The sequence below is a fragment of the Pseudomonas sp. PvP100 genome (assembly GCF_017833055.1).
Classification (GTDB): domain Bacteria; phylum Pseudomonadota; class Gammaproteobacteria; order Pseudomonadales; family Pseudomonadaceae; genus Aquipseudomonas; species Aquipseudomonas syringae.
The window spans coordinates 5,745,590-5,771,700 of record NZ_JAFIBO010000001.1; the positions used below are offsets into that span (position 1 = coordinate 5,745,590).

Here is a 26,111-nt window from a genome sequence, read left to right on the forward strand (position 1 = left end):
TCAGGCATTGCTGCGCACCACGGCCCTGAGCAGATGAGTCGGCGGCGTCTCGCAGCTGATCTTGCGGCCCAGTTTTTCCTCGATGGCGGGCAACTGGTAAGAGTCATCCTCACCGGCAAAACTGATCGATACGCCATCGGCGCCGGCGCGGCCGGTACGGCCGATGCGGTGCACGTAATCGTCCGGCACTTCGGGCAGGGTGAAGTTGATCACGTGGCTGATGCCGTCGATGTGAATACCGCGACCGGCCACATCGGTGGCGACCAGCACGCGGATCTTGCCTTCGCGGAAGCCTTCAAGGGTCTTGATGCGCTTGTGCTGAGGCACATCGCCTGAGAGCTGCGCCGCGTTCACGCCATCGCGCACCAGACGCTCTTCGATGCGTCGGACTTCGTCCTTGCGGTTGGCGAAGACCATCACCCGTTCCCAACCATTGTCGGTCACCAGGTTGTAGAGCAGCTTGTACTTGTCGGCACCGGCGACGGCATAGATATGCTGTTCGACGTTGTCACTGGCAACGTTCAACGATTCGATCTCGACGATCGACGGGTCCGTCGTCCACTGCTTGGCGAGGTTCATCACGTCTTCGGTGAAGGTCGCAGAGAACAGCAGGGTCTGGCGCTCACCCTTGTGCGGCGTCTGACGGATGATCTGACGTACCTGCGGGATGAAGCCCATGTCCAGCATGCGGTCGGCTTCGTCGAGGACCATCACTTCGACCATGTCCAGATGCACTTCGCCGCGCTGGTTGAAGTCCAGCAGGCGGCCTGGCGTGGCGACCAGGATGTCGCAGTGCCGTGCTTCGAGTTGTTTGAGCTGCTTGTCGAAGTCCATGCCACCGACGAACGTCATGACGTTCAGGTTGGTGTACTTGGTCAGGTCGGCGGCGTCCTTGGCGATCTGTACCACCAGCTCGCGGGTCGGAGCGATGATCAGCGCGCGCGGCTCACCCATGTAGCGTTCAGCAGGCGGCGGCGTCTGGGTCAGTTGCTCGATGATCGAGATCAGAAACGCAGCGGTCTTGCCGGTGCCGGTCTGGGCGCGTCCGATCGCATCCTTGCCCTTGAGGGTGAAGCCCAGTACGCCCGCCTGGATCGGTGTGCAGTATGGGAAACCCAGGTCCTGAATCGCGTGCATCAGTTCAGGCGCGAGGTTGAAATCGTGGAAGCGGGTCTTGCCCTCCTGGGGTTCGACGACGAAATCTTCGAGCTTCCAGGCCGGCGCTGACGGTTTTGTCACACGCTCGCGACGCGGGCGCTCGGCCCTCGGCTTATCGGTGCGCGGCGCTCTGGCTTTGGAGGGCTCGCTGGTCGTGTCCAGAGCCTGAGTCTGGACAGCATGATCCGGTGTGTCGCCTGTGGCAGCGGGAGAGGCGGGAATAGAGGTTATCGGAGTAGGCGCAGGCTGCTCAGCCTCGCTCTTACCGAACATCTTTTTAAGTGCTTTGAGCACGGTCATCTCATCAATTGGTTAAGGAATGTACGCCGAGCAGTGTAAAGCAAGAACCGTGCTCGGCGTAGTGCCATCCATGGCGAGCTACAAAAGCGGTCCGTCGCAAGGGGTCAAGAGCGCTTCAGCGAAGCCTTTCAGCCAGCCAGACGCCGATATCGCGAATTTCCTCCGGTAACACTTGATGCTCCATTGGGTATTCCTGCCATTCAACGGTTACACCCTGGGCGGTGAGATGGTCGTAGACGGCGCGGCCCATCGGATAAGGCACGACCGCGTCATGCTTGCCATGCAGGCAGTAGGCCGGGATGCGTTGCTGACTCGCCGATAGAGTCATTTCGCTGCTGAATGTGGGGGCATAAGTGGACAGCGCGAGTACGCCGCCCAACGGGCCCTGCCAGCGTCGGTAGCCGGCGTGCAAGACCACCGCGCCACCTTGGGAGAAGCCGGCCAGGAAGATTCGCGCCGGGTCGATGCCGCTGTCGCGCTGCTGCTCGATCAGGTCCAGCACCTTCTGCGCCGAGGCCTCCATCTGATCATGGTCAATGGCCCGGGCCTCTGAACTCATGGACTTGATGTCATACCAGCTGGGCATTGCATAGCCGCCATTGACGGTCACAGCGCGTGTCGGCGCCTGAGGCAGTACGAAGCGGGTGCTGCGCAACGACTCCTGCAGTGCTTCGGCGACCGGCAGAAAATCATAGCGGTCAGCGCCCAGCCCATGCAGCCAGATAACGCAGGCGTCGGCGGGACTGGAAGGTTCGATGATCAGAGAATCGCTCATGTCTGCTCCATTTGTGTGCGTGGGCTCTTTTTGAGCGCATTAATAAGGTGCGCGGTTAGATTAAAAATGAAAGAAGATGTCGCAAGGTTACAAGTTTTTGTCTTGACCTGTCGCTAATTCGACTTAGCCAGCATGCTGGTACGGGCTTTGCTACAGCAGGACTGGAGCCGAGTCGCTCACCTCGTTCGGTAACACTATAAGGCTATTACTTATAGCGATCGAAAAGCAGCTCGGGAGTCCATGCGTCAGGATTCGCGGCACGATTCAACCTGGACCGCTCAGGTCCGGGAAAATCATGGAGTTTCAGTCCACGGGGCCGATTCTGAATGATGAACACGCATGACGGGATGATCCTGCAGGCAATTCATCATTCAGGCCCAGCGTCGCATGACCCAAAAATAAGCCAGCACGGGTCATTAGCGCCTCACAAAGGTGCGACGCGACTGAGACACCTACACAACAAAGAGCAAACTGGAGGTTTTTGAATGAAGATGTTGAAATCCACCCTGGCTGTCGTCACTGCCTTGGCCGCATTTGGTGTGATCGGGGCTGCAAATGCCGGTACCACCCTTGACGCTATCAAGAAGAAAGGTTTTATCCAGTGCGGCGTCAGCGATGGCCTGCCAGGGTTTTCCGTTCCCGACTCCACCGGCAAGATCACCGGTATCGACGCTGACGTCTGCCGCGCAGTAGCCGCCGCAGTATTCGGCGACGCCACCAAGGTCAAGTTCAGCCAGTTGAACGCCAAGGAGCGCTTCACTGCACTGCAATCGGGCGAGATCGACATCCTTTCGCGTAACACCACCTGGACCAGCTCCCGTGATGCGGGCATGGGCCTGGTGTTCACCGGCGTGACTTACTACGACGGTATCGGCTTCCTGGTAAACAACAAGCTGGGCGTCAACAGCGCCAAGGAACTGGACGGTGCAACCATCTGCATCCAGGCCGGTACCACTACCGAGCTGAACGTCTCCGACTACTTCCGCTCGAACGGCCTGAAATACACCCCGATCACCTTCGACACCTCCGACGAAAGCGCCAAGTCGCTGGAAGGCGGCCGTTGCGACGTACTGACTTCCGACCAGTCGCAACTCTACGCACAGCGCAGCAAGCTGGCCAAGCCGGACGATTACATCGTTCTGCCTGAAGTGATCTCCAAGGAGCCTCTGGGCCCTGTCGTGCGTAAAGGCGACGAAGAGTGGTTCTCGATCGTTCGCTGGACCCTGTTCGCCATGCTCAACGCCGAAGAAGCCAAAATCACTTCCAAGAACGTTGAAGCTGAAGCCAAGTCGACCAAGAACCCTGACGTAGCCCGTATGCTGGGTGCTGACGGTACTTATGGTCAGGACCTCAAGCTGCCGAAAGACTGGGTCGTGCAGATCGTCAAGCAGGTCGGCAACTACGGCGAAGTGTTCGAACGCAACCTGGGCGAAGGCACCCCGCTGAAAATCAAGCGTGGCCAGAACGCTCTTTGGAATGCCGGTGGCATTCAATACGCTCCACCTATTCGCTGATTGACCCGGCGCCCGGCAGGCTTCCCAGCCTGTCGGGCGTTGTTCTGTTGGATTTTTCCTGGGGCATTTCATGGAAAAGCAAATCGTCGCACCCAAGCAAAAGCTCTCTCTGAGCGATCCGAAAGTGCGCGCGTGGTTATTTCAGATCATCACTGTCGTGGCGGTGATCGCGTTGGGCTGGTTTATCTTCGATAACACCCAGACCAACCTGCAACACCGTGGTATCACCTCGGGTTTCGGTTTTCTTGAGAACAGTGCCGGTTTCGGTATCGCTCAGCACCTGATCGACTACAGCGAAGCGGACAGCTATGCCCGTGTGTTCGTTATCGGTCTGCTGAATACTTTGCTGGTGTCGGTTATCGGTATTGTCCTGGCGACCTTGCTGGGCTTTGTCATTGGTGTCGCTCGCCTGTCTCCGAACTGGATGATCAGCAAGCTGGCCACCGTGTATGTCGAAGTCTTCCGCAACATTCCGCCATTGCTGCAGATCCTTTTCTGGTACACCGCCGTATTCCTCACGCTGCCTGGTCCGCGTCAGGCGCATGGCTATCTGGACATGTTCTTCGTCAGCAGCCGCGGGCTCAACATGCCCAGAGCATTGCCTGCCGAAGGCGCCTGGGCATTCCTGGTCAGTCTGGTTGTTGCCGTGATCGTCATCGTCATGATGGTGCGCTGGGCCAACAAGCGCTTCGAAGCCACCGGCCAGCCGTTTCACAAGTTCTGGGTCGGCCTGGCGTTGCTGCTGGTCATCCCTGGCCTGAGCGTGCTGATCTTCGGCAGCCCGGTGCATTGGGAACTGCCACAACTGAAGGGCTTCAACTTCTCGGGCGGCTGGGTGCTGATCCCTGAACTGATCTCCCTGACCCTGGCACTGACTATCTATACGGCGGCGTTCATCGCCGAAATCGTGCGCTCCGGCATCAAGTCGGTCAGCCATGGCCAGACCGAAGCTGCTCGCTCATTGGGCCTGCGCCCTGGGCCGACGCTGCGCAAGGTGATCATCCCGCAGGCGCTGCGCGTGATCATTCCGCCGCTGACCAGTCAGTTCCTGAACCTGGCGAAGAACTCTTCGCTGGCAGCCGCCATCGGCTACCCGGAAATGGTTTCCCTGTTTGCCGGTACGGTGCTCAACCAGACCGGGCAGGCCATTGAAGTCATTGCCATCACCATGAGCGTGTACCTGGCGATCAGTATCAGCATTTCCCTGCTGATGAACTGGTACAACAAGCGCATTGCGCTGATCGAGCGGTGAGGAAAAGCGCATGACAACTCATACTTTCAAACCTGATATGCCACCACCGGGCAAAGTGTTCGGCCCGGTAGCGTGGATGCGGCAGAACCTGTTCTCCAGCTGGATCAACACCCTGCTGACCCTGTTCTCGCTGTACCTGATCTATCTGGTCGTGCCGCCGATCATCAGTTGGTCCCTGCTGGACGCCAACTGGATCGGCACGACCAAGGCAGACTGCACCAAAGCGGGCGCCTGCTGGGTGTTCATCGAGCAGCGCTTCGGTCAGTTCATGTACGGCTACTTCCCCAATGAACTGCGCTGGAGGGTCGACCTGACCGCCATTCTGGCGATCGTCGGTGCTGCGCCGCTGTTCATTTCGAAGTTTCCGCGCAAGGCTGTCTACGGCATTGCCTTCCTGGTGATTTACCCGGTTGTCGCGTTCTACCTGCTGCATGGCGGCGCGTTCGGTCTGACCAACGTACCGACCAGCCAGTGGGGCGGTCTGATGCTGACTCTGGTGATCGCCACCGTGGGTATCGTCGGTGCGTTGCCGCTGGGTATCCTGCTGGCGCTCGGTCGTCGTTCCAACATGCCGGCCGTGCGTGTGGTATGCGTGACGTTCATCGAGTTCTGGCGCGGCGTGCCGCTGATCACCGTACTGTTCATGTCGTCGGTGATGCTGCCGCTGTTCATGCCAGAGGGCATGAACTTCGACAAGCTGCTGCGTGCGCTGATCGGCGTCATCCTGTTCCAGTCCGCTTACATTGCTGAAGTAGTCCGTGGCGGCATGCAGGCTATTCCCAAGGGCCAGTACGAAGCAGCCTCGGCCATGGGCCTGGGTTACTGGCGCAGCATGGGTCTGGTGATCCTGCCGCAGGCGTTGAAGATGGTCATTCCCGGCATCGTCAACACGTTCATTGCCTTGTTCAAAGACACCAGCCTGGTGATCATTATCGGCCTGTTCGACCTGCTCAACAGCGTCAAGCAGGCTACCGCCGACCCGGCATGGCTGGGTATGGCCACTGAAGGCTACGTCTTCGCGGCCCTGGTGTTCTGGATCTTCTGTTTCGGTATGTCCCGCTATTCCATGCATTTGGAACGTAAGCTGGACACAGGCCACAAGCGTTAGGAGTTTTGTGATGAGTGAAGTTATCAATAAGCCTCTGGGCGCTGAAGGCATGATCCGCATGGAGGGCGTACACAAGTGGTACGGCCAGTTCCATGTACTCAAGGACATCAACCTGAATGTGCGCCAGGGTGAACGTATCGTGCTGTGCGGCCCGTCGGGCTCGGGCAAGTCGACCACCATTCGCTGCCTCAACCGTCTGGAAGAGCACCAGCAGGGTCGCATCATTGTCGATGGCACCGAACTGACCTCGGACCTCAAGCAAATCGAGACCATCCGCCGTGAAGTCGGCATGGTGTTTCAGCACTTCAACCTGTTCCCGCACCTGACCATCCTGCAGAACTGCACCTTGGCACCGATGTGGGTGCGCAAGATGCCGAAGAAGAAAGCCGAAGAAATCGCCATGCACTATCTGGAGCGTGTGCGGATTCCGGAGCAGGCCCACAAGTTTCCGGGTCAGCTTTCCGGTGGTCAGCAGCAGCGTGTGGCGATCGCCCGTGCCTTGTGCATGAAGCCGAAAATCATGCTGTTCGATGAACCGACGTCGGCCCTTGATCCGGAAATGGTCAAGGAAGTGCTCGACACCATGGTGGGCCTGGCTGAAGAAGGCATGACCATGTTGTGCGTGACCCACGAAATGGGCTTTGCCCGTACCGTGGCAAACCGGGTGATCTTCATGGACAAGGGCGAAATCGTCGAACAGGCTGCGCCGAACGATTTCTTCGATAACCCGCAGAGCGACCGTACCAAGCTGTTCCTCAGTCAGATCATTCACTGAGTGGGCTTCTGCTGAACAAGGAAACCGGGCCATGTGCCCGGTTTTTTTGTGCCGGCCGTCGCGGTGCGGGTTGTATGCAATTGAGCTGAACCTTGTATTCGCGATGATTCTCCAACAGGATACCGCCCCCCTGAAAAGGGTCGACACACCTGATGACCGAGAAACTGATGACTGCCAAGGCTCAACCCAGCCCCCAACCGAATACCGATCAACCTCATTCCGCTTTGAAGCGCCCCTGGCTGTTGCTGCTGGGCCTGGTGCTGGTCGCCCTCAACCTGCGCCCGGCGCTGTCCAGCATCGCGCCACTGCTTGACACGGTGTCCGACAGCCTGGGCATGTCCGCTGCCGAAGCCGGACTGCTGACCACCTTGCCGGTCCTGTGTCTGGGCCTGTTTGCGCCGCTGGCACCGATCCTTGCCCGCCGGTTTGGCAGTGAACGGGTGGTTATGGTGGTGCTTCTGACACTGGCCGCAGGCCTGGCAGTGCGCAGCCTGTTCGGTCAGGTCGGGCTGTTTGCCGGCAGCCTGCTGGCGGGTGCCAGCATCGGGATCATCGGCGTGTTGCTGCCGGGTATCGTCAAACGTGATTTCCCGCACAAGGCCGGAGCCATGACCGGTGTCTATACCATGGCCTTGTGCCTGGGCGCGGCGATTGCAGCCGGTTCGACGGTGCCGCTGAGTCAGTACGTCGGTGGCAGTTGGCAGATTGGCCTGGGTTTCTGGCTGGTTCCGGCACTGATTGCCGCCGCATTATGGTTTCCGCAGGCGCGTGAAGTGCATGGCACGCATCGCGATGTCTACCGGGTCCGCGGTCTGTTGCGTGACCCGCTGGCCTGGCAGGTCACGCTGTACATGGGCCTGCAGTCGTCGCTGTCGTACATCGTCTTCGGCTGGTTGCCGTCGATCCTCATCGGTCGCGGCCTGACGCCGACCCAGGCCGGTCTGCTGTTGTCCGGCTCGATCATCGCGCAGGTCATCAGCGCGCTGGCGGTACCTTATCTGGCCACACGCGGCAAGGATCAGCGCCTGGCGATCATGCTGGTCATGTCGCTGACCCTGACCGGTCTGTTTGGCTGCCTGTACGCGCCGCTTGGCGGGCTGTGGGGCTGGGCGATTCTGCTGGGGGTCGGGCAGGGCGGCACGTTCAGTCTGGCGCTGGCCTTGATCGTCCTGCGCTCGCGCGACTCCCATGTCGCCGCCAACCTGTCGAGCATGGCGCAAGGCGTCGGCTATACCATCGCCTCGACCGGCCCGTTTGCCGTGGGCGTGGTGCATGACATGACCGGCAGCTGGAGCGCGATCGGCTGGATCTTCGCGGTGCTCGGGCTGGGCGCCATCATCGCGGGCATGGGCGCCGGTCGGGCGCTGCAGGTGCAGGTCAGTAGCGAGAAGGTTTGATTTTCGATGATTGTTGGTCATTCGGACCAGGCTTGAGCTGCTTCAGGTCTGAGTCAGATTGGCCAGTGCCCATTGTTCGGCGCGGGTGACGCTCAGCCCTGATTTCGCGTTGTAGGTACTGGCGACGTCCCATGCCACGCCTCGGCCCATGGCAAAGACTGCCCGGTATTTGCGCAGATTGTCATCCGGCATTTCCGTCAGTTCGGCCTGCAACTGCGCAACGCTCCATACGTGCCGCTCGATGTCGCGCCCCGTCACACGCTCCACAACATCGGCCAGCCCGGCGTAGGTCAATGTGTCGCCAGCGGTGTACACCACCTGATTCACGATGCGCGGCTCGTGCATCACGATGGCAGCAGTCAGCCTGCCAATGTCCTGTGCGGTGGTGACTGTGACGGCAGTATCGAGGCTGCCCAGCGCATTGATCCGCCCGCCTTGCAGATCGACGACACCGAACGCTGGCTCGAACAGGAAGCTTGTAAACATGCCGGTCGAAACGATCACCCATTCGGTGCGCTGCTGGGCGCGCAGCTTTTCCCGCACATCGAGTTGCTCATCGAACAGATCCTGAGGGCTGCCCCGGCCGATAAGGTCGTAGTCAACGCCGAACTGCCAGGGCAGGTAGCGTTTTATGCCGGCCTTGAGCGCCGCATCCGTCAGTTTGCGTTGAGTGCCCCGGCCAGCGGCAAACCCCACACAACTGATTACCGTGTCGTAGCGCGCCATGACAGCGGCAAGTTCGTCCACGGTGGCATCGGCCAGATCGGCTGTTTCGATGGCAATGCCCAGCGCGCGGACTTCTTCGATTTCCACACGCTTGGCAGGCGCCTGAGTACTCAAGCTGCTCTGGCGTAGCAGCACGGCAATGCTCAAGCCATGTGCCCCGGCTTTCTCGACCAGCCCTCGCAACACAGCGAGCCCAAGCTCTCCTGCACCTATTACCAGAATGCGTTGTTTGACGTTTGCGTTATCGGCTTGCATGGTGACCCCTTTGGACAGCCTTTCAATTCAGGCGGGAGAGATGCTGGCATGCCTGTCGACATACAAAAAGTAGGCACATCGGTGATACCGGGCGGGCTGGACGCGCAGGAAGTGGTCAAACGCTCCGAAGCGGCCTGTGCTGCGCTCAGCGATGATGAGGATGGTCTCAAGCGCGACATTCTCGGCCACGCCGGTAACCGATGGTCACTGGGCGTGGTACATGCTCTTGGCGTCAGCAGCCCTTTGCGCCATGCCGAATTGCGCCGAAAGCTGCACGGTGTCACCCAGCGCATGCTCACTCATACCTTGCGCCAGCTTGAACAGGACGGGCTGATCACCCGCCACGACTACCATGAGAAGCCGCTCAGGGTGGAATATTCGTTGACCGACCTGGGCATGGGGCTGCTGGTACAAATGATTCCGCTATGGACTTGGGTGATTGAAAATTCGGAGGCGTTCAGTGCGGCGCGAAATCGTTATCTGGACAGGTAAAAGTGATGGCTGATGCGCCATCAACCCCTCGCCATTTTCCGCAGCGCCGCTTATCGTGCACGGATAATTCGCCAAGGGATGTGCACGCATGAACTACGAAGAACAAAGTCAGGCCAACAGCGCACTGATCACGCGCTTTTATGAGGCATTCGCGCAGCTCGATGCCGAGGCGATGAGTGCCTGCTACACCGATGACGTACTGTTCAGCGACCCTGCCTTTGGTGAATTGCGCGGCGCTCAGGTCGGCGATATGTGGCGCATGCTGACTTCCCGGGCAAAGAATTTCTCGGTGGTCTTCGATCAGGTGCGGGCCGATGACCAGACTGGCAGTGCACACTGGGTGGCGACGTATCTGTTCAGTCAGACCGAGCGCACGGTGGTGAACGATATTCAGGCTCGCTTTGTGTTTCGTGATGGCAAGATCTGCGAGCATCGTGATCATTTCGATATGTGGCGCTGGTCGCGTCAGGCCCTGGGTTTGAAGGGCCTGTTGCTTGGCTGGACGCCTTTGGTGCGCAATGCCGTGAGGGCTCAGGCGCTCAAGGGGCTGAAAACCTTTTCAGAGAGCCGCCGTGCCTGAGGTCGCCAGCACTTCGAGTGCGTTGACTGCCGAACAGGTGGCCGGCAAACCCTGGTTTGTCTATCTGGTGCGCGCTGCCAACGGCTCGCTGTACTGTGGCATCAGTGATGATCCGCAGCGGCGATTCGCTGCGCACCAGAGTGGCAAGGGCGCGCGCTTTTTCTCTTCGAGTCCGGCGATGGCGCTGGTCTACGTTGAACAATGGCCCAGTAAGGGCGAGGCGTTGCGTCACGAGCGGCTGATCAAGAAGCTCAGAAAAAGCGCCAAAGAGGCGTTGGCTGCCAGCTACGCAACGTCATCGATCCATGAGCGTGATGCCGTCCCATCAGTTTGAGGCTGTGTGCGGGCAGGGTGGTGCGGGTTAAGCTGTATTTTTCCCACGTGCACAGAGGCTGAACATGTCCGAGTTGATCCTTCACCACTACCCCACGTCGCTGTTCGCCGAAAAAGCCCGTCTGATGCTGGGTTTCAAAGGCCTTGCATGGCGTTCGGTGACTATCCCTTCGATCATGCCCAAGCCTGACCTGACTGCATTGACGGGCGGCTACCGCAGGACTCCGGTATTGCAGGCCGGTGCGGATATCTACTGTGACACGGCGCTCATGGCTCGGCGTCTGGAGCAGGAAAAAGCGTCGCCAGCGTTTTACCCAAAGGGGCAAGAATTTACGGTTGCCGGCCTGGCCGCCTGGGCCGATTCGGTGTTGTTCATGCACGCCGTGAGCCTGGTGTTTCAGCCAGAATCAATGGCTGTGCGCTTTGCCAAGGTGCCGCCAGACGCCGCCAAGGCGTTTGTGGCTGACCGTTCGACGCTGTTCAACGGCGGCACTGCGTCGCGCCCGCCCGTGGAACAGGTCAAACACCAATGGCCTACGCTGATGTCGCGCCTGGAGCTGCAACTTTCGCACGGCGGTGACTTCCTGTTCGGCGTACCGTCGATTGCCGATTTCTCGGTCGCCCACACATTGTGGTTTCTCAAGCAGACGCCGGTCACCGCACCCTTTGTCGATGATTATCCGAGTGTCAGGGCCTGGCTCGATCGCGTTCTGGGTTTTGGTCATGGCACGTTCAGCGACCTGAGCTCGGCAGAGGCCATCGAAATCGCCAGAAACGCTACGCCTGCGCCATTGCCCGCTGAAGCTATCGTCGATCCAAACGGCTTCAAGGCAGGTGACAAGGTCGCGGTTTCTGCAGTCGACTATGGCGTCGAAGCAGTTGAGGGCGAGCTGGTATTTAGCGGCCGCGAAGAGCTGATCCTGCGCCGCGAGGACGAGCGTGCAGGCGTCGTGCACGTACATTTCCCGAGAATGGGTTATCGGATCGAGAAGCGCTGAGGTTCAACGATGCTCTACGTCGCACGGACAACGCAGAGCATTGGCACGATAGTCTGGCGGCTACTTCAATGCCGCCAGTATCTGATCCGGGTCAAACCCCCGGATCAGTGTGCCGTTGACGTCGATCAGCGGGATGCCTCTGCCGCCCAGCGCTTCATACGCCTTGCGGCCTTCTTCCGACTTCTCGATGTCGAACTCCTGATACGCAATCCCCTTGCTGTCCAGAAAACGCCGGGTCTGCTTGCAGTAGCCGCACCAGTCGGTGGCGTACATCACCACTTTTGCCTGGCTGTAGCTCTGTGCGACGTCTGCCGGGGGCGGGTTGATGAAGTTCTCGATCCTGCCCCAGTTTTGATAAATCACCACCACCAGCATGATCAGGGCAAACTTCTTCAGGGTGCGCAGCAGCATGTCGGTTACCGTCGCTTCAACTGGTCGGTCAGCTGCGTCGGCAGCCCTTTGATGATCAGGGTGCCGGCGGTTTCGTCGTATTCGATCTTGTCGCCCAGCAGGTGCGCTTCAAAACTGATCGACAGGCCCTCTGCGCGGCCGGTGAAGCGGCGGAACTGGTTGAGGGTGCGCTTATCCGCCGGTATTTCCGGAGACAGGCCGTAATCCTTGTTGCGAATGTGATCATAGAAGGCGCGCGGACGATCTTCGTCGATGAGTTCGGACAGCTCCTCCAGGCCCATCGGTTCGCCCATCTTGCTTTGACTGCTGGCGTAGTCGACCAGGGTCTTGGTCTTCTCGCGGGCCGATTCTTCCGGCAGGTCTTCGCTTTCCACGAAATCACTGAATGCCTTGAGCAGGGTACGGGTTTCACCGGGCCCATCCACGCCTTCCTGGCAACCGATGAAGTCGCGGAAGTACTCGGAAACCTTCTTGCCGTTCTTGCCCTTGATGAACGAGATGTATTGCTTGGACTGCTTGTTGTTCTGCCATTCGGAAATATTGATCCGGGCAGCGAGGTGCAACTGGCCAAGGTCCAGGTGTCGGGACGGGGTCACGTCCAGCTCGGCATTCACTGCCACGCCTTCGCTGTGGTGCAGCAGGGCGATGGCCAGGTAGTCGGTCATGCCTTGCTGATAATGGGCGAACAGCACGTGGCCACCCACTGAAAGATTGGATTCTTCCATGAGCTTTTGCAGATGCTCGACAGCCACCCTCGAGAACGCCGTGAAGTCGCTGCCACCGTCGATATATTCTTTGAGCCAGCCGCTGAAAGGGTGCGCACCGGACTCGGGATGGAACAGGCCCCATGCCTTGCCCTGTTTGGCGTTGTAGCTTTCGTTGAGGTCGGCCAGCATGTTCTCGATGGCCTGGGACTCAGCGAGTTCGGAGTCGCGTGCATGGAGAACAGCGGGCGTACCGTCGGGTTTCTTCTCGATCAGGTGGACGATGCAGTGACGGATCGGCATGGGCTTCTCGGCTGAAAAAGGTGAAGAGCGTGCAGCTCGTTGCAAGATGCCCAGTGTAACGCACGCATGCGCCTGATGGCCCCGGACGGGCTGGTTTTCGCCAGCAGCGAGTGTTTGCTGGGTGTTTTTTGTGCAATTAGCATTAAAACCTGACCAAAAGGATAGGTAGAGGCGGATATTTGCCCGGCTCTGTGCTAGTTTTGCCCGGTCTTGCGCACTTAGCGCGTCAAGCGTGCAGTTAGCGCACACGTAGGTCGAACCATTACCCGGTTTCAGTATCTACACTTTCGCGATTAATCGTGGCTGCTAGCGGGTGGCCAGGTTCATTGCCTGGCCACGGGCCGACGTTGCGCTCTGCAATCCAAATGAATTTGATAGGGAAGGAACACCACCATGGCTCTTACTAAAGACCAATTGATCGCCGATATCGCTGAAGCTATCGACGCGCCAAAAACCACCGCGCGTAATGCTCTTGAGCAATTGGGCCAAATTGTTGCCGACCAATTGGAAAACGGCGTGGAAATCACTTTGCCAGGTATCGGCAAACTGAAAGTTGCAGAGCGTCCGGCTCGCACTGGCCGCAACCCTTCGACTGGCGCTGCCATCGAAATCGCTGCCAAGAAAGTTATCAAGTTCGTTCCAGCCAAAGTGCTGACCGACTCGATCAACAAGTAAGCAACCGCTTGCTGTGAAAAAGCCGTGCACCGGTTAACCGGGCACGGCTTTTTTGTGGGCGCTTGGTTCTGCGGACGTCTATCGTTTCTCACGCTCCGCGTGGGACCGCCGTTCGTGACGCTGTGCGGCACATCGCTGAGCCGCACTGCATACTCTGGACCGGACGCCGAGCGTCCGCAGCATGCCAGTCAAAACTGTGCGCGTTGAGCCTTGTCGAGAAACGTCCAGGCCACAAAACGGCTTTGCTTCTGGCCCTGGCCCATTTCCACCACCTTCACTTCAAGCACGCCGGCTTTTTTCAGGGCGCTCTGGATCGGCGGCAGGTTGGAGGCCTTGGACACCAGTGTGCTGAACCATGCCACCTGGCTCGGCAGCAAGGCGCTTTCCTGGATCAGTTGGGTCACGAAGCCGATCTCGCCGCCGTCGCACCACAACTCTTGTGACTGGCCGCCGAAATTGAGCACCGGCAGCTTGCGCTTGGGATCAGCCTTGCCCAGCGCGCGCCACTTGCGCTGGCTGCCACGCTGCGCTTCTTCCAGCGAGGCATGGAAGGGCGGGTTGCAGAGGCTGGCGTGGAAGCGTTCGCTGCTGTCGAGCAGCCCGAGCAGGATCTGCTTGCGATTGCCCTGCTGGCGCACGCTGATGGCCTTGCTGAGGCCGTTAGCCTTCACAATCGTAGTGGCTGCTGCGATGGCGGTGCTGTCGATGTCCGACCCCACGAACTGCCAGCCATAGTCGCTATGCCCCAGCAACGGGTAGATGCAATTGGCGCCAGTGCCGATGTCCAGCGCCTTGATGGAGGCGCCGCGTGGTATCACGCCTTCGTTATCTTCGGCCAGCAGGTCGGCAAGGAAGTGCAGATAGTCCGCACGCCCCGGAATCGGCGGGCACAGGTAATCGGCCGGAATGTCCCAATGAGCGATGCCATAGAACGCTTTGAGCAGCGCGCGGTTGAACACCCGTACCGCCTGCGGATTGGCGAAGTCGATGCTTTCCTTGCCGTAAGGATTGAGGATCACGAACGCTGCCAGCTCGGGGCTGGATTTGATCAGCTTCGCAAAGTCGTACTGGCCCTGATGCCGATTGCGCGGGTGCAAGGTGGCCTTTTCACGCGGTGCAGCAGGTTTGGCTGGCCGCTGAGGCTTCTTGCGCGGTGGTTTGCGGGTATCGGTCATGGATTCGATTGTCAGCCGTGAGGTTGAGTTGCCTGGCTTATTCGCGAGCAAGCGCAGCGTCGCCTTTGGCGTAGTACGCGTTGCTCGCGAATAAGTCAGTACAGAAGTTCAGATAACAAAAAGCCAGCCCATGATCGGGCTGGCTTTTCTGGCCACCTTACAGGCTGGCGATGCGTGCGTGTTGCTCGGCCAGCTTGCCCAGCGCCTGTTCGGCTTCGGTCAGCTTGGCGCGTTCCTTGGCGATGACTTCAGGCGGTGCCTTGTCGACGAAGGCGGCGTTGGACAGCTTGCCGCCGACGCGTTGCACTTCGCCTTGCAGGCGCTGGATTTCCTTGTCCAGGCGCGCCAGCTCGGCCCCTTTGTCGATCAACCCGGCCATCGGCACCAGCACTTCCATGTCACCGACCAGCGCGGTGGCGGACAGCGGTGCTTCTGCGCCTTCGGTGAGTACGGTCATGGATTCGAGCTTGGCGAGCTTCTTGAGCAGGTAATCGTTTTCGCTCAAACGACGCTGGTCTTCGGCGCTGACGTTCTTGAGGAACAGTTGCAGCGGCTTGCCCGGACCGATGTTCATCTCGCCACGGATGTTACGCACGGCGAGCATCAGGCCCTTGAGCCATTCGATATCGTCTTCGGCGGCCTGATCGATGCGTGCTTCATTGGCCACCGGCCAGGGTTGCAGCATGATGGTTTTGCCTTGCGCACCGGCCAGCGGCGCGAGGCGCTGCCAGATTTCTTCGGTGATGAACGGCATGAACGGGTGCGCAAGACGCAACGCGACTTCCAGAACGCGAACCAGCGTGCGGCGTGTGCCGCGCTGACGCTCGACCGGCGCTGTTTCGTCCCAGAGTACGGGTTTGGACAGCTCCAGATACCAGTCGCAATACTGGTTCCAGATGAACTCGTACAACGCCTGGGCGGCGAGGTCGAAGCGAAACTGGTCCAGCTGGCGGGTCACTTCGGCTTCGGTGCGTTGCAACTGCGAGATGATCCAGCGATCAGCCAGCGACAGTTCGACCGCTTCGCCGTTCTGACCGCAGTCTTCGCCCTTGTCCAGCACGTAGCGCGCTGCGTTCCAGATCTTGTTGCAGAAGTTGCGGTAGCCTTCGACGCGGCCCATGTCGAACTTGATGTCGCGACCGGTGGATGCCAGCGAGCAGAAGGTAAAGCGCAGGGCATCGGTGCCGTAGCTGGCGATGCCGTCGGCGAACTCCTGGCGGGTCTGCTTCTCGATCTTTTTCGCCAGTTGCGGCTGCATCAGGCCACTGGTGCGTTTCTCTACCAGCGTTTCGAGGTCGATACCGTCGACGATGTCCAGCGGGTCAAGCACGTTGCCCTTGGACTTGGACATCTTCTGGCCCTGGCCATCGCGCACCAGACCATGCACATAGACAGTCTTGAACGGGACTTGCGGCGTGCCGTCCTCATTCTTCACCAGGTGCATGGTGAGCATGATCATCCGGGCGACCCAGAAGAAAATGATATCGAAGCCGGTGACCAGCACGTCGGTGGAGTGGAAGGTTTCCAGTGCCTTGGTTTTTTCCGGCCAGCCGAGCGTGGAGAAGGTCCACAGGCCCGAGCTGAACCAGGTGTCCAGCACGTCGTTGTCCTGCTGCAGCGCGACTTCCGGCCCAAGGTTGTTCTTGGCACGGACTTCGGCTTCGTCGCGGCCGACGTAGACCTTGCCGGACTCGTCGTACCACGCCGGAATGCGGTGGCCCCACCAAAGCTGACGGCTGATGCACCAGTCCTGGATGTCGCGCATCCATGAGAAGTACATGTTTTCGTATTGCTTGGGCACGAACGCGATGCGGCCGTCTTCGACAGCGGCAATTGCAGGCTCGGCCAGCGGCTTGGTGGAGACGTACCACTGATCGGTCAGCCACGGTTCGATGATGGTGCCGGAACGGTCGCCTTTCGGCACCTTCAGTGCGTGATCATCAACGCTGACCAGCAACCCGGCGGCGTCGAACGCGGCAACTATCTGCTTGCGCGCCTCGAAGCGGTCCAGCCCGGCGTAGGCGGCGGGCAGGCTGCCGTCGACGCTTTCGTTCAGCGTGCCATCTAGGTTGAACACCTGAGCGGCGGGCAATACGTTGGCATTCTTGTCGAAAATGTTCAGCAGTGGCAGGTTGTGGCGTTTGCCGACTTCATAGTCGTTGAAATCGTGGGCCGGGGTGATTTTCACGCAGCCGGTGCCGAACTCGGGATCACAGTAATCATCCGCGATGATCGGGATAAGGCGGCCTACCAGAGGCAATTCGACGAACTTACCGATCAGCGCCTTGTAGCGCTCGTCCTGCGGGTTCACCGCAACGGCGGCATCACCGAGCATGGTTTCCGGGCGGGTGGTGGCTACGATCAGGTAATCCAGACCTTCAGCGGTCTTTGCGCCGTCAGCCAGTGGATAACGCAGGTTCCACAAATGACCCTTCTCGTCGTGGTTCTCCACTTCGAGATCAGAAATAGCGGTGTGCAGCTTGGTGTCCCAGTTGACCAGACGCTTGCCACGGTAGATCAGGCCGTCTTCATGCAGGCGCACGAAAGCTTCCTTAACCGCTTCGGACAGGCCGTCGTCCATGGTGAAGCGCTCGCGGCTCCAGTCGACGGACGAGCCCAGGCGGCGGATCTGACGGCTGATGTTGCCGCCGGACTCGGCTTTCCATTCCCAGATCTTGTCCAGAAACTTCTCGCGGCCCAGTTCATGACGGCTTACGCCTTGCGCTTCGAGACGACGCTCGACCAGCATCTGCGTGGCGATACCCGCGTGGTCGGTGCCCGGTTGCCACAGCGTATTGCGGCCCTGCATGCGACGGAAACGGATCAGTGCATCCATGATCGCGTTATTGAAACCGTGGCCCATGTGCAGGCTGCCGGTGACGTTCGGCGGCGGGATCATGATGGTGTACGAGTCACCCACGCCTTGCGGAGCGAAGTAGTTCTCGGACTCCCAGGTCTGGTACCAGGAAGTTTCGATGGCGTGCGGCTGGTAAGTCTTGTCCATGCGCGGCGGGAACCTGTGGCATTGATTCGGAAACCGGTAAGTATAGACCTGACGACCAGCGACAAGCCACAGGAGTAGCTTTGAGCTTCAAGCTGCAAGCTGCAAGCTGGTAGTTCTGTCAGTAGGCGGCGTGTCGGCCAGACGGCATGATCGGTATTCAGACTTTACTTGCAGGGCGGACGCTGCCATGGACGATACGCCTGAAACCAGACGCGTGCTGTGCCGATATCGCTATGACGCGCTGGACCGGATTGCGGTTGTCGATCCCGAGGCACAGGAAGCGGTGTCGCGGTTCTATCAAAAGAACCGTTTGACGGTCGAGATACAGGGCGCAACGCGCCGTCGTGTGTTTCACGGTGAAGACCGTTTGCTGGCGGAATATAAAACTGAAGGCTCCAGTGTCAGGGCGGACCTGCTGGGCACCGACATGCAAGGCAGTGTTCTGGAGGCTGTGAGCGGGCAAGAGCGCCAGTCGTTGGCTTACAGTCCCTATGGTCATCGCGCGCAGGGCGGCCCCTTTTCCGGTTTCAACGGTGAGCGCGCGGACCCTGTGACCGGACATTATCTGTTGGGTAAGGGCTATCGTGCTTTCAACCCGGTACTGATGCGGTTCAATAGCCCGGACAGCCTGAGCCCATGCGGGCGGGGAGGCTTGAATGCGTATGCGTATTGTCAGGGGGACCCGGTTAACCGAAGTGATCCTGGTGGGCATATTTCATCTCCCTTTCTTGCACGCATGAGGATGCACTTCAAGCCACGTAGCTCGGTTACCATTGAGAATCTGCCGGACGAAATGATTGGAAAGATACTTGAACGCCTGTCTTTCACAGACGTAAACGAACTGGGCAAAGCGTCCACCAGATTGAACAGCGCAATCGCCATGCAGGCCGCTTGGCATCTGAAAAAGCGTTGGGCAGGCGGAAATAATCCAAGCGCATTGTCACGCCTTAACGATGTTGTGAAAAACGAGCCAAGCCATTCGGTCAGCGCGTTCATGAATGACCACTTCAAAACAGGGTTCGAAGAAGCAGTGAACAACGTCGACCAAATAATGAGTAATCAAATCCAGGCGGCCAAGCGTGCGGAGCAATCATTCTTTGAAGAATTCACGGGTATATCAAATGCGAGCCATTACGAATTTGGAGAGCAATTAGCTATTAAACGTCAGGAGCACGCACGTTCTCCCGACATGTTGCGAGAAATTAATAGGGATGTGGGTAAACGCACGAGGTTGACGGGGGCCAAGTTCACCAGCATTGGTCGTAAGGCAGATATGATGCGATTGGTAGCCGAGATCCGCACCGCATTGAACTCTCCCTGACAGAATTTCTACGCGCGTGTGTTCCGGATTCCTGACCACCCCTCACTTCTGCTGCTGCGCCAACAACCGCTCCAGCCTTGCCTCCAGCCGACGCTTGATTTCGTTTTCGATATGCGGGGCGAAGTCGTCGATCACGTCCTGCATGATCAATTGCGCGGCTGCGCGCAATTCGCTGTCCAGATGCAGCAGCGCATCAGGGTTGGGCAGCGCTTGCGGCTGGGCTGCCTGCTGCACCTGCGGGGCGGGCGCTGTATGGGCATCAGGTGTCAGCGTCGGGATGTCGTCTTCGTCGAAGTCTTGTTGATACGCCGCGTCGGGGCGAGCGCCGACGACATCGAACAACAGGGGAATCTGCCCTTCGGGACGAGCGGCGTCGTTCGACTGGGGAGAATGTGCGGGGTCATCGCCGAGCAATTGGCGGATCGACTCGAGGTCGTTCAGCAAATGCGCGGATTCAGCTTTTTTTGAAGTATCCATCGTGTCCTCAAAGGCGCTGCAGTCGGTGATCTTGCGGAGGATAGCCCTGTTCGCGGTAGGAGCGGAAACTCTCGCGTGCGGCAAGACGTATCGCCGGGTCTTCGACAACGACTTCGGCCACGCGGGCGAAGCGTTTGAAGAAGGCCGGAATGCTCAGGTCGAGGTTGACCAGCAGGTCGCTGTGTTCGCCCGAGTCGTCGCCCAGGCCCAGTACCACGGCAGCATCGTGATCGCTCTCGGCGTCGCCATGGGGTAGAAATACTTCGCCTCTGAAACGCCAGAGCCGGGCATCGAGGTCCTCACGCTGCGCAGCATCGCTGCAATGCAGATAGACCTTGTGACCCAGGCGCCAGGCCTTTTCCGTCAGCTTGCAGGCAAAGTCCAGGCGGGCCGCAGGATCGGCGCTGGGCAAAATGTAGAAGTCGACTTGAGTCATGTGGGTTCCAGAACCGGAGGCGTATCGACTGTGCTGCCGATACGCCAGGGTCTCTTTTTATACGCCGGCGCGGTCGAGCAGGTATTGGGTCAGCAGCGGAACAGGACGTCCGGTGGCGCCTTTTTCCTTGCCGCCGCTCAGCCATGCAGTGCCGGCGATGTCCAGGTGAGCCCAGTGGTAGGCCTTGGTGAAGCGCGACAGGAAGCAGGCCGCGGTGATGGTGCCGCCTTTCGGGCCACCGATGTTGGCGATGTCGGCGAACGGGCTGTCGAGCTGCTCCTGATACTCATCGAACAACGGCAGCTGCCAGGCACGGTCATCGGCCTGTTTGCCCGCGTCGAGCAACTGATTGATCAGCGCGTCGTTATTGCCCAGCAGGCCGGAGGTATGGCCGCCCAGTGCAACGACGCAGGCGCCGGTCAGGGTTGCGATATCGATGACCGCCTGCGGCTTGAAACGCTCGGCGTAGGTCAGTGCATCGCACAGCACCAGACGGCCTTCGGCGTCGGTGTTGAGGATTTCGACGGTCTGGCCGCTCATGGTCGTGACGATGTCGCCTGGACGTGTCGCGGTGCCGCTCGGCATGTTTTCGGCACAGGCCAGAATGCACACCAGATTGATCGGCAGCTTCAATTCGAGCACCGCACGCAGGGTGCCGAACACACTGGCTGCGCCGCACATGTCGAACTTCATCTCGTCCATGCCAGAGGCAGGCTTGATGCTGATGCCGCCGGTGTCGAAGGTGATGCCTTTACCGACCAGCACGAAAGGCTGGTCGCCTTTTTTGCCACCCTGGTAGTTCATGACGATGAGGCGCGGCGGCTGGGCGCTGCCCTGCGCTACCGCGAGGAAAGAACCCATGCCCAGGTCGGCCAGTTTCTTCTCGTCGTGGACTTCCACTTTCAGGTTCTTGTGGGCCTTGCCCAGCGCCTTGGCTTCTTCGCCCAGGTAGGTCGGGTGGCAGATGTTCGGCGGCAGATTGCCGAGGTCGCGGGTCAGCGCCATGCCGGTGGCGATTGCCTGAGCGTGAGTCGAAGCGCGTTCGACGTCAGCCGCCTTGATCTTGTCGGTCAGCAGGGTGATTTTCTTCAGGGCGCGAACGTCGGCTTTCTGGGTCTTGAAGCGGTCGAAGACGTATTCGCCGTCGGCCAGGGCTTCGACCAGCAGGCGAGCCATGCCATAGGTGTCGCGGTTTTTCACCGACAGGTCATCGAGCGCAATCGCTGCGTCGGTGCCGCCCAGGCCCTTGAGGCAGGTGAGCGCTGCGCCGACGATTTTTTTCAACTGACGGTCCGACAGCTCGTCTTCCTTGCCAGTGCCGACCAGCAGGACGCGCTCGGCCTTGATGTTGGGCAGGTTGTGCAACAGCAAGCTCTGGCCGACCTTGCCGGCCAGATCGCCGCGCTTGAGGATCAGCGAAACGGCTCCGCCGCTGAGGATGTCCACAGTCCTGGCAGCACCGGCCAATACACGGCTTTCACCGACGGTGACCACCAGCGTTGCGGTTTTCAAGGTTTCTGGGCTTACGCTTTTAACAACCAATTCCATGTGGGGTCCCCGAATAGACGATGAGAGTCGCAATATGAATGTCGTACGCGGCATGGCCTGAGTGTTTTCAGGGGCGATGCCTGCGCTAAGCCTTGCAGTTTGACCCCGCTGCACGACTGCTGACAACCCCGCAGAGCTGCCTGTCTGGCGTCTATGTGCGAACTATCCCCGGTGCGCAGTGACAGAAACACACATTCACAGGATAATGCCGCATATTTTTTGAGGCCCACGCCTTTTTTCGGCGTGAAGCTCTGGTTGCCGTGGCTCACAAATTTTCCCTGTTTGGCTGCCTGAGCCTGACAACTCTGGAGTGTCTGGTTTGATTGTCTTCCGTTATCTGTCCCGAGAAGTGCTGCTTACCTTGAGTGCGGTCAGCGCCGTACTGCTGGTCTTCATCATGAGCGGGCGCTTTATCAAGTACCTGGCGCAGGCTGCGTCCGGTGCGCTCGATCCTGGCGTGCTGTTTCTGATCATGGGCTTCCGTCTGCCAGGCTTTCTGCAGGTGATTCTGCCGCTGGGCCTGTTCCTCGGCATCCTCATGGCGTACGGGCGCCTGTACCTGGAAAGCGAGATGACCGTGCTGGCCGCAACCGGCATGAGTCAGCAGCGTCTGCTGGCCATCACCATGGGGCCGGCCACGCTGGTCGGGCTGCTGGTTGCCTGGTTGAGCTTCAGCCTGGCTCCGCAGGGCGCTACGCAGTTTTCGCTGTTGATCAATCAGCAGGACGCCATGACCGAGTTCGACACGCTGGTGCCGGGCCGTTTTCAGGCGCTGCGTGACGGTACGCGTATCACCTATACCAAGGAGCTGTCGGAAGACCGCTCGCAACTGGCCGGTGTGTTCATCTCGGAAAAGCGCATGTCCAGTGACAAGAGCAAGGACAACGGCATCACCGTGCTGGTCGCGGAGAAGGGCCACCAGGAGGTCCGCCCCAATGGCAGTCGCTTCCTGATCCTCGAGAACGGCTATCGCTATGACGGCAATCCGGGGGCGGCCGATTATCGCGTGATCAAGTACGACACCTATGGGGCGATGCTGCCCAAGCCGGAAATCAGTGAGGAAATCACCGACCGTGAAGCCATTCCGACCAGCGAACTGATCGGCAACCCGGCCGCGCGTTCAGTGGCCGAGTTGCAGTGGCGTATTTCGCTGCCGCTGTCGGTGTTCATCGTGACCTTGATGGCCATTCCGCTGTCACGGGTCAATCCGCGTCAGGGCCGTTACTTGAAACTGCTGCCGGCGATCCTGCTGTATATGTCGTACCTGGCCATTCTGATTTCGGTGCGCAGTTCGCTGGAGAAAGGCAAGTTGCCACTCAGCCTGGGGATGTGGTGGGTGCATGCCATCTACCTGTCCATCGGCCTGCTGTTGTTCTATTGGGAGCCTCTGCGTCTGAAGATGGTGAGTCGTCGCAGCGTCACGGAGGTGACTCGTGGTCAAGCTTGATCGATACATTGGCAAAAGCGTCCTGCTGGCGATTCTCGCCGTTCTGGGCATCATTCTGGGGCTGGTCTCGCTGTTCGCATTCATCGACGAGATGGGCGATATCAGCGACACCTACACGCTGGCGGATGCCCTCAGCTACGTCATGCTGACGGCGCCACGTCGCGTCTACGACACTTTGCCGATGGCCGCCCTGATCGGTTGCCTGATCGGTCTGGGCACGCTGGCCAGCAGCAGCGAGCTGACCATCATGCGAGCGGCGGGCGTGTCCATCGGGCGCATCGTCTGGGCGGTCATGAAGCCCATGCTGGTGCTGATGATCGCAGGCGTGCTGGTCGGCGAGTACGTTGCTCCCTATGCCGAGAACCAGGCTCAGGCTGCGCGATCGCTGGCTCAGGGCTCAGGTGATGCGCAGAGCGCCCGCCATGGTCTATGGCACCGCCAGGGCGATGAATTCATCCACATCAACACGGTACAGCCCAATGGCCTGATGCTCGGTGTGACGCGTTATCGTTTCGACGACCAGCGCCACATGCTGACGTCCAGCTTTGCCAAAGAGGCCCACTTCAAGACCGATTACTGGGAATTGAAGGACGTCGCCACCACGCACTTCAATGACGGCAGCACCGAGGTCGTCAATACGCCGGTAGAGCGCTGGGACGTGGCATTGAGCCCGCAGCTGCTGAGCACGGTGATCATGCCGCCGGAGTCGCTGTCCATCAGCGGCCTCTGGAGCTACGCGCATTACCTGGCTGATCAGGGCTTGAGCAATGGCCGCTACTGGCTGGCGTTCTGGACCAAGGTCCTGCAACCGGCGGTGACCGTCGCGTTGGTGCTGATGGCAATCTCGTTCATCTTCGGCCCGCTGCGCTCGGTTACGCTGGGGCAGCGCGTGTTCACCGGTGTAGTGGTGGGCTTTACTTTCCGCATCATTCAGGACCTGCTCGGCCCATCGAGCCTGCTGTTCGGCTTCCCGCCGTTGCTGGCAGTGCTGCTGCCTGCCGCAGCCTGTGCGCTGGCCGGGATACTTCTGTTACGCCGTGCCGGGTAATGCACCGGCAGGACTGAAAAAGCCGACCCCCTGGTCGGCTTTTTCATGGGCGCTTTCTCAGCCGTGAAAATCCCGCATGCAAAAAAGCCCCTGGCATCGCTGCCAGAGGCTTTCTTGTATTTGCGTGGTTGCGTCGTTATCAGCCTTCGGCTTGAACTTCGTCAGCCTGCATGCCTTTCTGGCCTTGCACCGCAATGAAGGTAACTTTCTGACCTTCTTTCAGGCTCTTGAAGCCGTTACCCTGAATGGCGCGGAAGTGTACGAACAGATCCGGCCCGCTCTCAGGAGTGATAAAACCAAAACCTTTTTCGTCGTTGAACCACTTGACGGTACCGCTCTGACGTTCAGCCATTTTCTTATTTCCTTGACGCTTGACTTGAATTGGTTACAGCCTCTTTCACATGAAAGAGCACTGGGGCTGGTTGCAGGAAGTAAGAAACGTAGAACGGGTTGTAGCAAACCTTGAGCTACTGCCCAGGTCCAGATTCAGCGACCCATGCAAACACAGTTCGGAAACTCTACGCCAAGTCCCGTTACAAATACAACCCCCTTGCCTGGCACCCTGTTTCCGGGGCTTTGGCCTGATAAACGCAGTGTTTGCGCAGCGTGCACGGTGTTCGGTCTGTCATAACATTTTGCACTTTATAGGTGCATTTTTGGCATATATGACAGGCTGTTCATGCGGGTGAAACATTGACGAAACACTGCGGGGAACAGTGCTACAGCAACACCGAAGTGTTGCTGTTTTTTTGACGCCGCTATTTAACCGCGGAAGTAACGTTGCGCAACGAAAGGCATTTTTGCGACGAGCATGGGCACTCTCTTGCCGCGCACCAACGCCCACACAGGTGTGTTCAGCGCCGTGTAATCGTTAGGCAGATAACCCATGGCCAGCGGGCCAGCCAGCGAAGGGCCAAAACCGCCGCTGCATACCGTACCGATAACAGTGTCTTGTTCATCGACGATCTCTGTACCTTCACGCACGGGCGTGCGCTCTTGGGGGAGCAGGCCGACTCGCTTCTTGCTAACGCCGTTCTGTTGCTGGGCAAAGATTCGCTCGGCTCCAGGAAAGCCGCCTGCACGCGCACCGTCGGCACGACGCACTTTGGAAATGGCCCATAACAGGCTGGCCTCGATCGGCGAGGTCTGCGTGTCCATGTCATGGCCGTACAGGCACAGACCGGCTTCCAGTCGCAGCGAATCACGTGCGCCCAGGCCGATCGGGGCCACTTCCGGCTCTTCCAGCAGGCGGCGCGCCAGGGCCTCAGCCTGTTCGGCAGGTACTGAAATTTCATAGCCGTCTTCGCCGGTATAGCCCGAGCGACTGACGTAGCATTTGACGCCGAGCAGCGTGACGCTGGCGAACTGCATGAAAGTAATTTTGGCGACTTCCGGGGCGAGGCGTGCCAGCACGGTCACAGCGGCCGGCCCTTGCAGCGCGAGCAGGGCGCGTTCTTCAAACAGCGGTTCGATCTTGCAATGCCCGGCCAGGTGCTTGCACAAGTGCGCCAGGTCCTGATCCTTGCAGGCTGCGTTGACCACCAGCATCAACTGGTCGTTGCCGAGATTGGCAACCATCAGGTCATCGAGAATGCCGCCGTTCTCATCGGTGAACATCGCGTAACGCTGCATCCCGACCGGCAGGTCAATGATGTCCACCGGCACCAGGGCTTCCAGGGCCTTGGCGGCGTCTGCACCGGTGAGGCGAATCTGGCCCATGTGCGAAACATCGAACAGACCGGCCTGAGCGCGGGTGTGCAGGTGCTCTTTCATTACGCCAGCCGGGTATTGAACAGGCATGTCGTAACCGGCGAAGGGCACCATCTTCGCGCCGAGTTCGCGGTGCAGGGCGTGCAGGGGAGTGGTCAGCAGTGATTCTGTGGACATGTTCGATTCCTT

The 26,111-nt window shown here is 59.4% G+C and carries 25 protein-coding genes; 13 read left to right on the forward strand and 12 right to left on the reverse strand.

The features are described 5' to 3' along the window. Entirely contained in the window at nt 1–1,458 is a 1,458-nt protein-coding gene (gene rhlB, locus JOE39_RS24945; protein ID WP_161420632.1) for an ATP-dependent RNA helicase RhlB, read from the reverse strand. A 115-nt stretch (nt 1,459–1,573) separates the two neighbouring features. Beyond that, nucleotides 1,574–2,233, reverse strand: a complete 660-nt coding sequence (locus JOE39_RS24950) for an alpha/beta hydrolase (RefSeq protein WP_010424562.1) — start codon at nt 2,231–2,233, stop codon at nt 1,574–1,576. Between the two features lie 485 nt (nt 2,234–2,718). Between JOE39_RS24950 and JOE39_RS24955 the strand changes: the two genes are divergently transcribed. The 5 genes from JOE39_RS24955 to JOE39_RS24975 all read left to right on the forward strand — a co-directional run bounded on the left by JOE39_RS24955 (nt 2,719) and on the right by JOE39_RS24975 (nt 8,279). Beyond that, a complete protein-coding gene (locus JOE39_RS24955; RefSeq protein WP_003421775.1) occupies nt 2,719–3,747 on the forward strand; it encodes an amino acid ABC transporter substrate-binding protein in 1,029 nt (342 codons plus the stop codon). Between the two features lie 70 nt (nt 3,748–3,817). Then, nucleotides 3,818–4,999, forward strand: a complete 1,182-nt coding sequence (locus JOE39_RS24960; protein WP_074996596.1) for an amino acid ABC transporter permease — start codon at nt 3,818–3,820, stop codon at nt 4,997–4,999. Nucleotides 5,000–5,009: 10 nt separating this feature from the next. Then, nucleotides 5,010–6,107, forward strand: a complete 1,098-nt coding sequence (locus JOE39_RS24965) for an amino acid ABC transporter permease (protein WP_004402865.1) — start codon at nt 5,010–5,012, stop codon at nt 6,105–6,107. Between the two features lie 10 nt (nt 6,108–6,117). Continuing rightward, complete coding sequence (locus JOE39_RS24970) at nt 6,118–6,882, forward strand: amino acid ABC transporter ATP-binding protein (protein WP_003408905.1); 765 nt, start codon at nt 6,118–6,120, stop codon at nt 6,880–6,882. A 167-nt stretch (nt 6,883–7,049) separates the two neighbouring features. After that, complete coding sequence (locus JOE39_RS24975; protein ID WP_058445775.1) at nt 7,050–8,279, forward strand: CynX/NimT family MFS transporter; 1,230 nt, start codon at nt 7,050–7,052, stop codon at nt 8,277–8,279. A gap of 42 nt (nt 8,280–8,321) precedes the next feature. Here JOE39_RS24975 and JOE39_RS24980 read toward each other — a convergent pair whose 3' ends face one another. Then, nucleotides 8,322–9,260: an aromatic alcohol reductase gene (locus tag JOE39_RS24980; RefSeq protein ID WP_024693832.1), complete on the reverse strand. Its 939-nt coding sequence runs from the start codon at nt 9,258–9,260 to the stop codon at nt 8,322–8,324. Nucleotides 9,261–9,308: 48 nt separating this feature from the next. Between JOE39_RS24980 and JOE39_RS24985 the strand changes: the two genes are divergently transcribed. From JOE39_RS24985 to JOE39_RS25000, 4 genes are all read left to right on the forward strand, one after another. Beyond that, nucleotides 9,309–9,752, forward strand: a complete 444-nt coding sequence (locus JOE39_RS24985; RefSeq protein ID WP_010424553.1) for a helix-turn-helix domain-containing protein — start codon at nt 9,309–9,311, stop codon at nt 9,750–9,752. Between the two features lie 88 nt (nt 9,753–9,840). Continuing rightward, nucleotides 9,841–10,332, forward strand: coding sequence for a nuclear transport factor 2 family protein (locus tag JOE39_RS24990; RefSeq protein WP_024693830.1), 492 nt, complete (start codon nt 9,841–9,843; stop codon nt 10,330–10,332). Continuing rightward, on the forward strand, nt 10,325–10,666 hold the full coding sequence (locus JOE39_RS24995; protein ID WP_024693829.1) for a GIY-YIG nuclease family protein: 342 nt from the start codon (nt 10,325–10,327) through the stop codon (nt 10,664–10,666). The genes JOE39_RS24990 and JOE39_RS24995 overlap by 8 nt, the downstream gene beginning before the upstream one ends. A gap of 64 nt (nt 10,667–10,730) precedes the next feature. Continuing rightward, on the forward strand, nt 10,731–11,663 hold the full coding sequence (locus tag JOE39_RS25000) for a glutathione S-transferase family protein (RefSeq protein ID WP_024663946.1): 933 nt from the start codon (nt 10,731–10,733) through the stop codon (nt 11,661–11,663). Nucleotides 11,664–11,723: 60 nt separating this feature from the next. Here JOE39_RS25000 and JOE39_RS25005 read toward each other — a convergent pair whose 3' ends face one another. Next, a complete protein-coding gene (locus JOE39_RS25005) occupies nt 11,724–12,074 on the reverse strand; it encodes a glutaredoxin family protein (protein ID WP_003316908.1) in 351 nt (116 codons plus the stop codon). Nucleotides 12,075–12,079: 5 nt separating this feature from the next. After that, the gene (yejK, locus tag JOE39_RS25010; RefSeq protein ID WP_024662369.1) at nt 12,080–13,081 is read right to left on the reverse strand and encodes a nucleoid-associated protein YejK; all 1,002 of its coding nucleotides are present in this window, start codon (nt 13,079–13,081) and stop codon (nt 12,080–12,082) included. Nucleotides 13,082–13,474: 393 nt separating this feature from the next. On the opposite strand from yejK, the gene JOE39_RS25015 reads away from it, so the two are divergent. Then, on the forward strand, nt 13,475–13,756 hold the full coding sequence (locus tag JOE39_RS25015) for an HU family DNA-binding protein (RefSeq protein ID WP_002552279.1): 282 nt from the start codon (nt 13,475–13,477) through the stop codon (nt 13,754–13,756). 188 nt (nt 13,757–13,944) lie between these two features. Here JOE39_RS25015 and rlmF read toward each other — a convergent pair whose 3' ends face one another. Continuing rightward, complete coding sequence (gene rlmF, locus JOE39_RS25020) at nt 13,945–14,931, reverse strand: 23S rRNA (adenine(1618)-N(6))-methyltransferase RlmF (protein ID WP_024649685.1); 987 nt, start codon at nt 14,929–14,931, stop codon at nt 13,945–13,947. Between the two features lie 157 nt (nt 14,932–15,088). Continuing rightward, nucleotides 15,089–17,935: a valine--tRNA ligase gene (locus JOE39_RS25025; RefSeq protein ID WP_004418998.1), complete on the reverse strand. Its 2,847-nt coding sequence runs from the start codon at nt 17,933–17,935 to the stop codon at nt 15,089–15,091. Nucleotides 17,936–18,122: 187 nt separating this feature from the next. Between JOE39_RS25025 and JOE39_RS25030 the strand changes: the two genes are divergently transcribed. Then, nucleotides 18,123–19,256, forward strand: a complete 1,134-nt coding sequence (locus JOE39_RS25030; RefSeq protein WP_024665709.1) for an RHS repeat-associated core domain-containing protein — start codon at nt 18,123–18,125, stop codon at nt 19,254–19,256. Nucleotides 19,257–19,298: 42 nt separating this feature from the next. On the opposite strand, the gene JOE39_RS25035 is transcribed toward JOE39_RS25030, so the two are convergent. The 3 genes from JOE39_RS25035 to JOE39_RS25045 are packed head-to-tail and all read right to left on the reverse strand — an operon-like array spanning nt 19,299 to nt 21,717. Beyond that, nucleotides 19,299–19,733: a hypothetical protein gene (locus tag JOE39_RS25035; RefSeq protein ID WP_032658723.1), complete on the reverse strand. Its 435-nt coding sequence runs from the start codon at nt 19,731–19,733 to the stop codon at nt 19,299–19,301. A gap of 7 nt (nt 19,734–19,740) precedes the next feature. After that, a complete protein-coding gene (locus JOE39_RS25040) occupies nt 19,741–20,169 on the reverse strand; it encodes a DNA polymerase III subunit chi (RefSeq protein WP_002552284.1) in 429 nt (142 codons plus the stop codon). 57 nt (nt 20,170–20,226) lie between these two features. Beyond that, nucleotides 20,227–21,717 carry a leucyl aminopeptidase gene (locus JOE39_RS25045; protein ID WP_003316900.1) on the reverse strand — a complete coding sequence of 497 codons (1,491 nt, stop codon included), beginning with the start codon at nt 21,715–21,717 and terminating at the stop codon, nt 20,227–20,229. 319 nt (nt 21,718–22,036) lie between these two features. On the opposite strand from JOE39_RS25045, the gene lptF reads away from it, so the two are divergent. Both lptF and lptG read left to right on the forward strand, forming a co-directional pair. Then, nucleotides 22,037–23,164 (forward strand): LPS export ABC transporter permease LptF, encoded by a 1,128-nt coding sequence (gene lptF, locus JOE39_RS25050; RefSeq protein WP_210078153.1) that lies wholly within the window; start codon nt 22,037–22,039, stop codon nt 23,162–23,164. Then, entirely contained in the window at nt 23,151–24,212 is a 1,062-nt protein-coding gene (lptG, locus tag JOE39_RS25055; protein WP_003316898.1) for an LPS export ABC transporter permease LptG, read from the forward strand. The genes lptF and lptG overlap by 14 nt, the downstream gene beginning before the upstream one ends. Before the next feature lie 139 nt (nt 24,213–24,351). On the opposite strand, the gene JOE39_RS25060 is transcribed toward lptG, so the two are convergent. Together JOE39_RS25060 and gcvT are read right to left on the reverse strand one after the other, a co-directional pair. Beyond that, entirely contained in the window at nt 24,352–24,564 is a 213-nt protein-coding gene (locus JOE39_RS25060; RefSeq protein ID WP_003316897.1) for a cold-shock protein, read from the reverse strand. A 410-nt stretch (nt 24,565–24,974) separates the two neighbouring features. Next, on the reverse strand, nt 24,975–26,099 hold the full coding sequence (gcvT, locus tag JOE39_RS25065; protein WP_024662365.1) for a glycine cleavage system aminomethyltransferase GcvT: 1,125 nt from the start codon (nt 26,097–26,099) through the stop codon (nt 24,975–24,977). Between the last annotated feature and the right edge of the window lie 12 nt (nt 26,100–26,111).